The sequence below is a fragment of the Stenotrophomonas acidaminiphila genome, assembly GCF_014109845.1.
Lineage (GTDB): Bacteria > Pseudomonadota > Gammaproteobacteria > Xanthomonadales > Xanthomonadaceae > Stenotrophomonas > Stenotrophomonas acidaminiphila.
In genome coordinates this window covers 565209-578425 of record NZ_CP043567.1, presented here as the reverse complement: position 1 = coordinate 578425, position 13217 = coordinate 565209, and the positions used below count along the sequence as shown (strand labels likewise).

The window sequence follows — 13217 nt, the reverse complement described above, 5'->3', positions numbered from 1 at the left end:
ACGCGCCCGGCCGTGCCGCGGTCACAGCCATTCGCGCGGAACCAGGTACGCGGCCAGCCGCGCCTCGTCGCTGCCGGCCTCGGGCTGGTAGCCATATTCCCAGCGCACGCGCGGGGGCAGGCTCATCAGGATGCTCTCGCTGCGCCCGCCGCTCTGCAGGCCGAACAGCGTGCCGCGGTCGTAGACCAGGTTGAACTCGACGTAGCGGCCGCGCCGGTACAGCTGGAACTCGCGCTCGCGCTCGCCATACGGGGTGTCCTTGCGGCGCGCGACGATCGGCAGGTAGGCGTCTAGGAAGCCGTCGCCAACGGCGCGCATGTAGGCGAAATCAGCCTCGAAATCGCCCTGCAGGTCGTCGAAGAACAGGCCGCCGACGCCGCGGGTCTCGTTGCGGTGCTTGAGGAAGAAGTACTCGTCGCACCAGCGCTTGTGCGCGTCGTAGCGCCCGGCGCCGAACGGCGCGCACACGTCGTGCGCGACCTGGTGCCAGTGGCGCACGTCCTCGTCGAACGGATAGAACGGGGTCAGGTCGAAACCGCCGCCGAACCAGGCCGCGACCGCCTTGCCGTCGCGTTCGGCCTGGAAGTAGCGCACGTTGGCGTGGGTGGTGGGCAGGTAGGGGTTGAGCGGATGGAACACCAGCGATACGCCGCAGGCGCGCCACGAGGCGCCTGCCAGTTCCGGGCGGTGGGCCGAGGCCGACGGCGGCAGGCGGGTGCCGGAAACGTCGGAGAAGCCGATGCCGGCCTGTTCGAACACCGCGCCGTCGCGCAGCACTCGGGTGCGGCCGCCGCCGCCAAGCAAGGGGCTGGCAGCGGTGGCGGGCGCGCCGGGATGCGTGCCGGGGTCGGCGCGCTGCCAGCGGTCCTCGACGAAGCGGGCGCGGCCATCGGCGGATTCGATGGCCTGGCAGATACGGTCCTGCAGACCGGTGAGGTAGTCGCGTACGCGTTCGAAATCGTCCATGCGCGTACTGTAGCGCAGGCGCTCAGCGGAACAGTGCGCGGACCTCGTCGCGGCACAGCCTGACCACCAGCCAGGCGTGCAGGCCGGCGAACGCCAGCGCGGTGACGCCGGCGCTGATCAGGGCGGTCCAGCGGCTGGCCTGCATCTGGGCCATCGCGTGGCGACCGTCGGGCGAGTCGTGGAAGCCGGGCGGCAGGATCGCCTGCATCGCGGTGAACATGCCGTCCACCAGCGGCAGCATGGCGAAGTTGGCCAGGGCCACCCCCACCAGGAACACGATGAAGCCGATCCGCCCCCATTCGTAGCGTCGCAACATTGCCCACGACACCGCGAGCAGGGCCACGCACAGCAGCAGCATCAGCCCGGTCAGCGACAGCGCATGCTGCGCGGTCCACTGCAGCGCCGCCGGCACCGGCAGCCCCTGCCGCTGCAGCCAGTCCAGCGGGTCGAGCCGATCCAGGAGAGCCACCAGCAGCAGCTGCAACAGGCTCCAGGCGATGGACAGCACGGCCATCGCCAGCGACAGGCGGGCGGTGACATCGATGAAGCCGGCGGCCGACGCGGACGCGGGACGGAGAGGCGGCGGGACGGACTGGATCACGCGAGGCGCTGGTGGTGGCAGTGGGCGCACTATCGCCGGCTTCAGCCGGGTTGCCCAGTCCCCAGCACCCGCCATGCCGCCGGCAGTACGTGGCGTTCGCTCAGCGGCGCCAGCTTCACGCCGTAGGGGGGACGCACGGGGATCCAGGCCAGTTCGGCGATCTCCGCCTGCGCACGTGGCGTGCCGTCCACCTGCACCAGGAACGACTCGCCCTGCACGCGCCGCCCCGGTTCGTTGACCGCATCGTCCTCGAAGTGGCCCAGCGCCCGTACCGGGGCGTGGCGCAGCGTCACGCCCAGCTCTTCGTGCAGTTCGCGCGCCAGCGTGTGCAGCGCGTCCTCGCCGGGTTCGCGCTTGCCGCCAGGCTGGATGAAGGTGTCCGAGCCGTGCTTGCGGACCACCAGCACGCGGCCGGCGTCGTCGAGGATCACCGCGGTGACGATGCGGATGGGAGGCACGGCCGGTTCCTGTCGCGGCAGATGCCCGGGGAGCGGCGCCGGCGGCAGGCTGCCGGCAACTGCCGCTCCCGCGGAGCGGGAGCCAGGGCGGCCGAGGGCCGCCGCGGCCGCTTACTTCAGCGTTTCCTCGAACAGCTTGAGGATGCGCTTGTACTGGTCCAGCCAGGAATCGGCGCGGGTGTAACCGTGGCGTTCCAGCGGGTACGGCGCGATCGACCAGTTGTCCTTGTGCAGCTCGATCAGGCGCTGGGTCATGTTGACCGAGTCCTGGAAGAACACGTTGTCGTCCATCATGCCGTGGGCGATCAGCAGGTGGTCCTGCAGGCCTTCGGCATACTCGATCGGCGAGGACACGCGGTAGGCCTCCGGATCGATGTCCGGCGTGTTGAGGATGTTGCTGGTATAGCCGTGGTTGTACTGGTGCCAGTCGCCGACCGGGCGCAGCGCGGCGCCGGCCTTGAACGTGCCCGGTGCGCGGTACAGCGCCATGAAGGTCATGAAGCCGCCGTAGGAGCCGCCGTAGATGCCGGCGCGGTCGCGGTCGCCCTGCTGGGTATCCACCAGCCACTCCAGCCCGTCCAGGTAGTCCTCGAGTTCCGGGTGGCCCATGTTGCGGTAGATCGCGGTGCGCCAGTCGCGGCCGTAGCCCTCGCTGCCGCGGTAGTCCATGTCCAGCACGATGTAGCCCTTCTGCACCAGCAGGTTGTGGAACATCTGCTCGCGGAAGTAGGTGGGATAGCGCTGGTGCACGTTCTGCAGGTAACCGGCGCCGTGCACGAACATCACGATCGGGTACTTCCTGCCCGGCTCCTTCTGCGCCGGGCCGTAGTACTTGGCCCAGACCACGCCGGCGCCATGCCGCGACGGCACCGCCACCAGCTGCGGCTGGATCCACTGCCGCGCCTTGAACTCGGCGCTGCGGGTGTCGGTGAGCACGCGCGCGCTGCCGCCCGTGGCCGGCACCACCGCCAGCTGCGCCGGCAGGTAGGCGCCGGAGTAGCGCACCAGCAGCTGCTGGCCGTCGGGCGAGAGCGAGAAATCCTCCACGCCGTCGAGGTTGGTCAGCTCGCGCACCTGGCCGCTGGCCGCATCGACGCCGCAGACCTCGTAGTCGTGCGGCGCCTGCCGGTTGCACAGCACGTAGAAGCCCTTGCCATCGGCCGACGGCACCGGCGCGGAGGCCTCCCACTTGCCGCTGGTCAGCGCGCGCGGCCGCGCGGTCCCGGCCTGGGTGTACAGGTGCGAGAAGCCGGACTCTTCGGACAGCAGCCACAGCGTGCGGCCGTCGGCCATCCAGCCGAAGTCGTTGAAGCCCCAGTTGATCCAGCCCGGATCGGTGAGGCGGTGGCGGTTGTGCAGGCCGCCGTCGTCGCCGACGCTGACGATCCAGCGGTCCTTGTTGTCGTTGGCGCGCAGCATCACCGCCGCCTGTGTGCCGTCGGCGCTCCAGCGGATGCCGCCGCCCATGAAGTCGCCCATCACCTGCACGCTGCGGTTGCCCTTGAGCGGTTCCTTGCCGGCGGCCTTGCGCAGCGCGGCCAGCGGATCGGTGCCGATGCCGGGCAGCGCGTCCAGCGGCAGCGGCCGGACCTGGCCGCTGCGGGCGTCGGCCAGCCACAGCGCGTGCGGCGCGAAGCCGTTGCGGCCGACGCGGGTCCGGGTGTCCTCGGTTTCCTCGTAGCCGGATTCGGTGACGTACAGCGGCATCTTGCCGCCGCGGCCGTCCTCGAAGTTCTTCGGCTTGGTCACCACGACCAGGTGGGTGGCGTCGGGCGACAGCGCGCTGTCCACGATCTCCACGTCCGCACCCAGGTAGAGCGGGCCCGGCGCGCGGGTCGGATCGGCCTGGCGCCAACGCTCGCCCTGCTCGCGCAGCGCGTCGCGCTGCGCGCGGTCGCGGCGCAGGGTCTCCAGCGTGCGCATCTGCTGGTCGCGCAGCACGTCGGCCTTGGGCGCGTCGGCGGGGTTCTTCTCGGCCTTGAGCTGGGCGACCAGGGCGATGCCGCCGGTGCCGGGGGTCCAGTGGTACCAGCTGTTGCCGACGCTCCAGATCACCCCGCCATCGGTGGCGAAATCCACGCCCGAGGCGCGCTCGTTGCCGCGGGTGAGCTGGGTCAGCGCGCCGCTGCGCAGGTCGCGCACGAACACGTCGCCGTTGCGCACGAAGGCCATGCGCTGGCGCTGGCGGTCGTAGACCCGGCCGGCCGCGTCCAGGGTGCCGCGCTGGTCGTCGGCGACCTGCTGCGCCGCGCCGCCGGCCACCGGCTGGCGGAAGGTGTCGCGCACCGGGCTGCCCTTGCGCTTGAGCGCGTACTCGACCTGGGTGCCGTTCCACGACCACCAGGCCGACTCCACCGGCGGCCCGATCCAGTCCGGGTCGGCCATCGCCTGTTCGATGGTGATCGGCGTGGGTGCGGCATGGGCACCGCCGGCGGCGGCCAACAACAGCAGGGACAGGGGCAGGAATCTGGACATCGCGGGCACCGGTGAAGAAAACCGGCAAAGCCTAGCAGCCCGGTCCGCCGCAGGGCTGGGCCACAGGTCATGGACGTGCCGGCAAGCCGTGGCTGCGGCGGGTGCGGTGGCCGCCCGGTGCCGCCGTCGCGTTTGTCCGGCTTCCGCCAGCGGCTATGCTGGGCGCCGGCCGCATCCCTGTTCCGCGGCGGTTTTCCCCCAAGGTTGTCCCGCGTGCCCGCCGCCCATCCGATGTCCGCCTGCCTGCACCCCCTCGCCATTGGCGCCCCCGCACGACCGCTGGCGGCGGGGGCCGGCGCGCGGATCGACCTGGCCACGTTCCTGGAGCATGTGCGCGGGGTGGCGGCGCTGCTGCCGCCCGGGCGCCACGCGGTCAACCTGTGCGAGGACCGGTATCGCTTCCTGGTCGGCTTCTGCGCGATCGCCCTGCGCGGCCAGGTGAACCTGCTGCCGCCCTCGCGCGCGCCGGCGGTGGTGGCCGACGTGCAGCGGCGCCATGACCAGGCCTGGTGCCTGGGCGACACCGCGCCCGATCCCCTGCCGGACGGCTGGTTCGCGTTGCCCGAGGTGCTGCCGCGGCTGCCGGGCGAAGCCCCGCTGCTGGATGCGGCGCAGCGGGTCGCCATCGGCTTCACCTCGGGCAGTACCGGCGCGCCTGCCGCCAACCCCAAGACCTGGGGCGCGTTCGTGACCAGCACCGCGCAGAACCTGCAGGCGCTGGGCGACCTGTGGGGCGGATGCACCCCGGCGGTGGTCGCCACGGTGCCGCCGCAGCACATGTACGGCATGGAGATGTCGGTGCTGCTGCCGCTGCTGGCGCCGGCGGTACTGCATGCCGGCCGCCCGTTCTTCCCGCAGGACGTGGCGCAGGCGCTGGCCGAAGTGCCGGCGCCGCGGCTGCTGGTCACCACTCCGGTGCACCTCAAGGCGCTGGTCGAATCGGGCGTGGCGCTGCCACCGCTGGCCGGCATCGTCACCGCCACCGCGCCGCTGCCGCAGGCGCTGGCCGCAGCGGCCGAAGCGTGCTTCGCCACGGAAGTGCGCGAAGTGTTCGGTTCCACCGAGACCTGCATCTTCGCCCGCCGCCGCACCGCCCGCGAACAGGCGTGGACGCTGCTGCCGGGCGTGCGCCTGGTTGCGGGGGAGGACGGCACCCAGGTCCATGCCCCGCACCTGCCCGGCCCGGTAGTGCTGGCCGACCTGGTCGAGCTGCTGCCGGAAGGACGCTTCCTGCTGCGCGGCCGGCGTGCGGACCTGCTGGAGATCGCCGGCAAGCGCGCCTCGCTGGGCGACCTGACCCGTCGCCTGCAGGCAGTGTCCGGGGTGCGCGACGCGGTGGTGGTGCAGCTGGATCCGGAGCCGGACCAGCCGGTGGGCCGCATCGCGGCGCTGGTGGTGGCACCGGAGCGTGAGGAGGCGGACATCCTGCGCGAACTGCGCGCGGGCATGGATCCGGTGTTCCTGCCGCGGCCGTTGCGCCGGGTGGCGTGCCTGCCGCGCAACGAGACGGGGAAGTTGCCGCGGGATGCGGTGCTGGCGTTGCTGCGCGGCGGGGAATAGTTCTGCCGTTGCCGTTGCCGTTGCCGTGATTTTGCTTTTGCCCTGGCTTTTGACTACCGGGTCCCCTTCCGCAGCGACGGAGCCGGCGGGAATAACCCGAAGGGCGACGCGCATGGATGCGCATCGTTTTTCGACGAGACAGGGATGTCGCGTCGAAAAATCCCGCCGGCGGAGTGGACCCGGCAGTCAAAAGCGGGGAGCAACGGCAACGGCTACCGCAACCGCGGTCAGGCGCCGTGGACCCCGTCGATCTCCACCCGCAGGTCGCGCCGGCAGACTTCGGCGTGCAGCACGATGTACGCCACCTCCGGCGGCAGATGCCGCGCCAGCGCCTGCCGTATCGCCGGGATCTCGGCCGCATCGCGCACGTACACCTTCAGCCGGCTGCCCGCGCCGAAATGCGCCGGCAGAGACGGCAGGCGCGCGCGCGCGGTGCCGACCAGCGCATCGAGGTTGGCGAAGGTCTCCTCCAGCTGCCGCAGCGTGTCCTCGCCGTGCAGGGTGGCGTGGCCGACCACGCTGGCAGTGCCCGACAGCAGCAGCGGCAAGCTGCTGCCCGGTGCGGCCAGCATGCCGCGGGCGAAGCTGGGCGACTGCGGGCCGTACTGGCGCGGATAGCGCCAGGCGCTGACCTGGCGCGGGTTTTCCAGCGGCGTGCCCGGCTCGCGTGCGGCCAGCCAGTAGACCTGCAGCACGCGCACGCCATCGAGGCGGCCGATGGCGGTCGCTGCAGGCAGGGTGCCGGGATCGATGGTGCCGATGCCGCGCGCGCGGCCCACGCAGAACTGGCGGTAGCGCTCGTCGTCGCCGTCGCCGTCGGTGATCGCGTCCAGGTAGTTCCAGATCCGCAGCAGGTGCGGATAGCCCTGCCCGGGCAGGGCCGACAGCAGCCGCGCATAGGCGTGCTCGCCGGCCTCGAGGATGCCGCCGTGGCGCGATTCGTCGATCTGCAGCGCGCCGAACATCAGCGCGCCGTCGCTGGCCCAGGCCAGGCCGTCGGCCTCGCGGCCGCTGCGTACCGTACCGGTGCTGCGCCAGACCTCCAGCCGCGGCGCGCCGTCCGGCTGCAGGCCGACCTGCAGGTAGCGCGGGTCGTCGCTGGCGGGCGCGCCGTCGCCGGCCTGGAAGCCGAATACCGCCAGCACCCGCGGATCGGCCAGCAGCACCGGCAGCTGCGCCGGGTCGGCGTAGTCCACCTCCAGCCCGGCGGCGGGCACGAAGCCGGAAACCGCGTTCATCGCGCGCTCCGGCGGCCAGGGCGACCGGCAGCGGGGGCGAACGTGGGAGCGGGAGCGGTGCAGGGGAGCAGGGACGTCATCGTGCGCGCGGATCGGTGCTGCAGAAACCGTCATGATACCGCGCGCGCCGTCGTGGCCATGGTTGCACCGCGGGCGGCGATACCGGATCGTTGCGCATCAATCTCTTCATGGAAGTGGCAATGTCGCAACAAACCGAGGCCGAGCGCGAGCTGGCCGAACTGCTGGTCGAGAGCCTGAACCTGGAAGACGTGGATCCCGCGGCGATCGACCCGGAGGCGGCGCTGTTCAACGACGGGCTGGGCCTGGACTCGATCGATGCGCTGGAACTGGCCCTGGCCATCGGCAAGCGCTACGGCTTCCAGTTGCGTTCGGACAACGACGACAACCGCCGCATCTTCGCCTCGCTGCGCGCGCTGTCGGCGCACGTGCAGGCCCACCGCACCCCCTGAACGCCATGAACGGTGCCGGCCACGCGCCCGGCCACGGGGCGGCCGCCCAGCTGTTGCGGCTCCTGCTGCTGCTTGCCTATCCGGTCCTGTCGCACGTGGCCAGCCTGCGCAGCGAGGGCGGCTGGGCCGCGCTGGCGCTGTTCGGGCTGGTGCTGCTGTGCCTGCTCGATGCGCTCGCACGCCGCCTGCCGCTGGCCTGGGCCGCGCTGCTGGCGTCGGCACTGCTGCTGGCCTGGCTGGGGCGTTCGCCATGGGCCTGGATGCTGCTGCTGGCGCCGCCGGTGGTGTTCCCGCTGCTGGTGGCCTGGGGGTTCGCGCGCTCGCTGCGGTCCGGCCGGGTACCGCTGATCACCCGCATCGTGCAGGCGCTGCATGCACGCGCCGGGGTGCCGGTCGAGCCGCCGCTGGAACGCTATGCGCGGCGCCTGACCGCGGCCTGGGCGCTGCTGCTGGCGCTGCTGGCGGCGATCAACCTGGCGCTGGCGATGAGCGCGGTGCCCGATGGCCTGCTGGCCGCGTTCGGCCACCAGCCGCGCTGGCCGCTGAGCCACGCGCAATGGTCGTGGTGGGCGAACGTCGCCGATTGGGGCCTGATCGGCGGCTTCTTCGTCGCCGAATACGCGCTGCGCTGCCGGTTGTTCCCGCACCGGCCCTACCGCAGCGCCGGCCAGTTCGTGCGCCAGATGGGGCAGCTGGGCCCGGCGTTCTGGCGCGACCTGCTGCGCTGAACCGGCGGGGCCGCGGGTATCCTGTGGCCCCCGCCGCCACCCACCCTGCCATGCAGTTCAGCATCCGTCCCGACCATCCCTGCCTGCCCGGCCATTTCCCGGGGCGGCCGCTGGTGCCGGGTGTGGTGGTGCTGGAACAGGTCCTGCGCGCCGTCGAGGCCGCGGCCGGGGGACCGCTGGGCGCGCTGCGCCTGCCGCAGGTGAAGTTCATGGCGCCGCTGCTGCCCGGGCAGGAGGCACGGATCGAACTGGACGGCGGTGCGCCGCACTGGAAGTTCCGGGTGTGGCGTGGCGACGAACTGCTTGCACGCGGTGAGCTGGTGGCCGGCGGCGGACCGGCGGCATGAGCGATGCCGACTGGAAGCGCCGCCCCGAGGGCGGTGGCCGCGCCGCGATCCGCCTGATCGCGGCCATCGCCCGCCATGGCGGGCGCGGCGTCGCCCGGCTCTGCCTGTATCCGATCACCGGTTACTTCCTGCTGGTACGCGCCAGCGAGCGCCGCGCCTCGCGCGCCTACCTCGGCCGCGTGCTGGGCCGCCGCGCCCGGCTGCGCGACGTGGCGCGCCACATCCACACCTTCGCCGCCACCATCCTCGACCGGGTGTTCCTGCTCGGCGGGCGCATGGACCTGTTCGACATCCGCACCGAAGGCACCGGCGAGCTGCTTGCGCGGCTGGACGAAGGCCGCGGCGTGCTGCTGTTCGGCTCGCACCTGGGCAGCTTCGACGCGCTGCGCGCGCTGGGCCGGCAACGGCCGGACCTGAAACTGCGCGTGCTGCTGGACCGTGGCCACAATGCCGCCATCACCGAACTGCTGGCCGAGCTCGACCCCGGCCTGGCCGCGGGCATCATCGATGCCGGGCAGGGCGGGCCGGCGGTGGTGCTGGCGATCCAGCAGGCGCTGCAGGAAGGGGCGATGGTGGCGTTGCTGGTGGACCGTGCGCGGCCGGGCGAAACCGCGCTGGCCGCGCCGCTGCTGGGCGCGCCGGCACCGTTCCCGACCGCACCGTGGCTGATCGCCAGCGTGCTCAAGGCGCCGGTGATGCTGGCCTTCGGCCTGTACCGCGGCGGCAACCGCTACGATCTGCTGTTCGAGCCGTTCGCGACCGCGGTCGACGTGCCACGCGCGCAGCGGGCCGAGGCTCTGTCGGCGCTGGTTCACCGTTATGCCGGCAGGCTCGAACACCACCTGCGCGGCGCTCCCTGGAACTGGTTCAATTTCTATGATTTCTGGCATTCCCAAGCCTCACTTCCTGCGCCGCCTGACGGCAGCGGCGCTGCTGGCCGCCTGGGCCAGCGCGCCGGCGATGGCGGCCGACGTTGACGCGGGGTGGATCCTGCGCCGGTTGGCGCAGCCGGCGCCCAGCCAGACCGGCTTCGTCGAGCTGCGCGGCTCGGCGCTGCTGAAGGAACCGTTGCGGGTCGAGGGCCGCTACCGCCGCCCTGACACGGCCACGCTGGTGCGCGAAGTGCGCGTGCCCTATGCCGAAACCACCACGATCGCCGATGGCAAGGTCAGCATCGCCCGCGCCGGCAAGCCGCCGCGGGTGTTCTCGCTGCAGCGCGTGCCGGAGCTGTCGGACCTGCAGGCCAGCTTCGGCGCGCTGCTGTCCGGCGACCTGGCCGCGCTCGAACAGGCCTACCGCCTGCAGGCATCGGGCACCGCGCAGCGCTGGCAGCTGGTGCTCACGCCCAAGGCCCAGGCGCTGGCGGCGCGGGTGCGTGCGGTGACGCTGCGGGGGCGCGACGGCGAGCTGCGCTGCATCGAAACGCAGCCGGCGCGGGGCGAACTGCAGCGTACCCTGCTGGGCGCGGCGGCCACTGCCGCCGATGGCGTGCGCCAGGCCGATGCGCTGGCCGCGCTGTGCCATGACGGCGCGCAGGCCGGTTCCGTCGCCGCTCCGGGCCCGGACGGGAGCCGGCGTTGAAGCTGACCCCGCGCCTGCGCATCGGCCTGGCGATCACCTGGTTGCTGCTGCTGGGCCTGCTCACCGCCTGGCTGAGCGGGCGCATGCAGGTCAGCGGCGACCTGCGCAAGTTCATGCCCGATGCGCGCACCCCGGCACAGAGGCTGCTGCTCGACGAACTGGGCGAAGGCCCGGGCGCGCGCCTGCTGCTGCTGGCGCTGTCCGGTGCCGCGCCGGAACAACTGGCCGAGCAGTCGCGGCAACTGCACCAGGCGCTGGCGGACGACCCGCAGTTCGAGCTGGTCGCCAATGGCGGCCAGGCCGGGCTGGAGGCCTTCCCCGAGCGGCTGCTGCCCTATCGCTACCTGATCGACGCGCTGCCCGCCGATGCGTTCAGCGCCGATCGCCTGGGCGAGGAACTGCAGGCACGGCTGCAGGACCTGGGCTCGCCGGCGGGGGCGCTGGTCGAGCCGCTGCTGCCGTCCGATCCCACGTTGCAGGTACTGCGCGTGGCCGAGGCGCTGCAACCGGCCAACGCGCCGCAGCGCATCGACGAGGTCTGGTTCGACCGCAGCGGCCACCAGGCGCTGCTGCTGGTGCAGACGCGCGCGGCCGGGTTCGATCCCGGCGCGCAGCAGCAGGCGGTGGACACCATCACGGCCGCGTTCGCGGGCATCGCCGGCGACAGCGGCAGCCGCCTGGAGATGAGCGGGCCGGGCGCGTTCTCGGTGAAGATCGGCAACCGCACCGCGCGCGAGGCCGGCACCATCGGCACCATCGACACGCTCGGCATGATCCTGCTGCTGTGGATCGCCTACCGCAGCTGGAAGATGCCGATCCTGGGTTTCCTGCCGCTGGCCAGCGCCGGCCTGGCCGGGCTGTCGGCGGTGGCGCTGGCCTTCGACGGCGTGCACGGCATCACCATCGCCTTCGGGTTCACCCTGATCGGCGTGGTGCAGGATTACCCGATCCATTTCTTCAGCCACGAACGCCCCGGCCGTTCGCCGTGGGACAACGTGCGCGCGCTGTGGCCGACCCTGGGCACCGGGGTGGTCGCCACCTGCATCGCCTACCTCACTTTCCTGTTCTCCGGTGTCGATGGCCTGAAGCAGTTGTCGGTGTTCACCATCACCGCGCTGGCCACCGCGGCGCTGGCCACGCGTTACCTGCTGCCGGCGCTGGTCGACCCGGCCACCCGCGACTTCGCCGATTCGGCGCGGCTGGCGCGGCTGTGGCGCCATACCCGGCGGCTGCCGCGCCCACGCCGGTCGCTGGCGGTACTGGCGGTGGCGGCGCTGGCGGTGCTGGTGTGGGCGCCGGGGCCGTTCTGGCAGAACGACCTGGGCAAGCTGACGCCGGTGGATCCGGCCGACCTGCAGCGCGATGCGCAGCTGCGCGGCGAACTCGGCGCGCCCGACGTGCGCTACGTGATCACCGTGCGGGGCGCCGATGCGCAGGCGGCGCTGGCCGCCAGCGAAGGCCTGCGGCCGGTGCTGGAGCAACTGGTCGCCGACGGTGCGCTGGACCGCTACGACATGGCCGCGCGCTACCTGCCCAGCGCCGCGCTGCAGCGCCAGCGGCAACTGCGGTTGCCGGACGAAGCCGCGCTGCGCGGCGCGCTGGCCGCGGCGGTGGCCGCAACCCCGTTCCGCGATGACGCCTTCGAGCCGTTCATCGCCGACGTGCAGCGTGCCCGCGGCGCGCCGGCGCTGCAGCCGCAGGACCTGCACGGCACGCCACTGGCCACCGCGGTCGATGGCCTGCTGCTGCAGGGCCATGGCCACGCCACCGCGCTGGTGTCGCTGAGCGGACTGCACGACGTGGCCGCGGTGGCCACCAGCGCGCGCCTGCATGGCGCCGAACTGCTGGACCTGAAGCATGCCTCCGAATCGCTGGTGGCCGAGTATCGCGGCCGCGTGCTGATGGCGCTGGCGGTGGCGGTGCTGCTGTTGTCGGCCACGGTGTGGGCGGCGCTGCGCTCGCCGCGGCGCGCGCTGCGGGTGCTGCTGCCGATGCTGCTGACCACGCTGGTGGTGCTGGCGCTGCTGCGCGCCAGCGGCGTCGAACTGAACCTGTTCCACCTGATCGGGTTGATCCTCGCCGCCGGCCTGGGCCTGGACTACGGCCTGTTCTTCGAGCACGCCGGCGACAGCCTCGACGACCAGCTGCGTACCCTGCACGGGCTGCTGGTGTGCAGCGCGATGACGCTGCTGGTGTTCAGCCTGCTCGGGCTGTCCTCGATCCCGGTGCTGCGTGCGATCGGCACCACGGTGGCGCTGGGCGTGGTGTGCAACTTCGTGCTGGCGCTGCTGATATCGCGCCATCCCTGGCAGGAGGCCGCCGATGCTGGCGCGTGAGGACATCCTGCAGCTGGTGCCGCACCAGGGCGACATGTGCCTGTGGGACGAAGTGCTGGCGTGGACCGCCACGGACATCGTCCTGCGCGCGCGCAACCACCGCGACCCGGCGCATCCGCTGCGCAGCGACGGCCGGTTGCGCGCGATCCACCTGTGCGAGTACGGCGCCCAGGCGATGGCGGTGCATGGCGGCCTGCGTGCGCGCCAGCGCGGCGGCGCGGTGGTGCCCGGGGTGCTGGTGGCGCTGCGCGACGTGCAGCTGCACGTGGCACGCATCGACGATCTCGATGGCGCCATCGAGGCGACCGCACAGGTGCTGGCCGAGGCCGAAAGCAGCCAGCAGTACGGCTTCCGCATCACCCATGGCAGCCGCGTGCTGGCCGCAGGCCGGGCCGCGGTGATGCTGCAGCCGGGGCCACTTCCCGGACAGGACTGACCCAGCCGCGGGCGCGGCGGT

13 protein-coding genes are annotated in these 13217 nt (G+C 72.5%); 8 read left to right on the top strand and 5 right to left on the bottom strand.

What is annotated here, in order from left to right:
- Positions 1-21 precede the first annotated feature (21 nt).
- The 4 genes from hemF to F0P95_RS02805 form a co-directional block, all read right to left on the bottom strand.
- On the bottom strand, positions 22-966 hold the full coding sequence (gene hemF, locus F0P95_RS02820; protein ID WP_182335615.1) for an oxygen-dependent coproporphyrinogen oxidase: 945 nt from the start codon (positions 964-966) through the stop codon (positions 22-24).
- A gap of 22 nt (positions 967-988) precedes the next feature.
- Positions 989-1567, bottom strand: coding sequence for a hypothetical protein (locus F0P95_RS02815; protein ID WP_182335614.1), 579 nt, complete (start codon positions 1565-1567; stop codon positions 989-991).
- A gap of 41 nt (positions 1568-1608) precedes the next feature.
- Complete coding sequence (locus F0P95_RS02810) at positions 1609-2025, bottom strand: NUDIX hydrolase (RefSeq protein ID WP_182335613.1); 417 nt, start codon at positions 2023-2025, stop codon at positions 1609-1611.
- Positions 2026-2136: 111 nt separating this feature from the next.
- Positions 2137-4500: a S9 family peptidase gene (locus F0P95_RS02805; RefSeq protein WP_182335612.1), complete on the bottom strand. Its 2364-nt coding sequence runs from the start codon at positions 4498-4500 to the stop codon at positions 2137-2139.
- Positions 4501-4731: 231 nt separating this feature from the next.
- On the opposite strand from F0P95_RS02805, the gene F0P95_RS02800 reads away from it, so the two are divergent.
- On the top strand, positions 4732-6060 hold the full coding sequence (locus tag F0P95_RS02800) for an AMP-binding protein (protein ID WP_182336714.1): 1329 nt from the start codon (positions 4732-4734) through the stop codon (positions 6058-6060).
- 227 nt (positions 6061-6287) lie between these two features.
- On the opposite strand, the gene F0P95_RS02795 is transcribed toward F0P95_RS02800, so the two are convergent.
- Entirely contained in the window at positions 6288-7298 is a 1011-nt protein-coding gene (locus F0P95_RS02795) for a chorismate transformation FkbO/Hyg5 family protein (RefSeq protein WP_182335611.1), read from the bottom strand.
- 200 nt (positions 7299-7498) lie between these two features.
- Between F0P95_RS02795 and F0P95_RS02790 the strand changes: the two genes are divergently transcribed.
- The 7 genes from F0P95_RS02790 to F0P95_RS02760 are packed head-to-tail and all read left to right on the top strand — an operon-like array spanning position 7499 to position 13196.
- Complete coding sequence (locus F0P95_RS02790) at positions 7499-7768, top strand: phosphopantetheine-binding protein (RefSeq protein ID WP_182335610.1); 270 nt, start codon at positions 7499-7501, stop codon at positions 7766-7768.
- A gap of 5 nt (positions 7769-7773) precedes the next feature.
- On the top strand, positions 7774-8496 hold the full coding sequence (locus tag F0P95_RS02785) for a ketosynthase (RefSeq protein ID WP_182335609.1): 723 nt from the start codon (positions 7774-7776) through the stop codon (positions 8494-8496).
- A 50-nt stretch (positions 8497-8546) separates the two neighbouring features.
- On the top strand, positions 8547-8843 hold the full coding sequence (locus tag F0P95_RS02780; protein WP_182335608.1) for an ApeI family dehydratase: 297 nt from the start codon (positions 8547-8549) through the stop codon (positions 8841-8843).
- Entirely contained in the window at positions 8840-9820 is a 981-nt protein-coding gene (locus F0P95_RS02775) for a lysophospholipid acyltransferase family protein (protein ID WP_182335607.1), read from the top strand. Before F0P95_RS02780 ends, F0P95_RS02775 begins: the two co-directional genes overlap by 4 nt.
- Positions 9804-10424, top strand: coding sequence for a LolA-related protein (locus tag F0P95_RS02770; RefSeq protein WP_232528745.1), 621 nt, complete (start codon positions 9804-9806; stop codon positions 10422-10424). The genes F0P95_RS02775 and F0P95_RS02770 overlap by 17 nt, the downstream gene beginning before the upstream one ends.
- On the top strand, positions 10421-12760 hold the full coding sequence (locus tag F0P95_RS02765) for an MMPL family transporter (protein ID WP_232528744.1): 2340 nt from the start codon (positions 10421-10423) through the stop codon (positions 12758-12760). The genes F0P95_RS02770 and F0P95_RS02765 overlap by 4 nt, the downstream gene beginning before the upstream one ends.
- Complete coding sequence (locus tag F0P95_RS02760; protein WP_182335605.1) at positions 12747-13196, top strand: hotdog family protein; 450 nt, start codon at positions 12747-12749, stop codon at positions 13194-13196. The genes F0P95_RS02765 and F0P95_RS02760 overlap by 14 nt, the downstream gene beginning before the upstream one ends.
- Positions 13197-13217 lie beyond the last annotated feature (21 nt).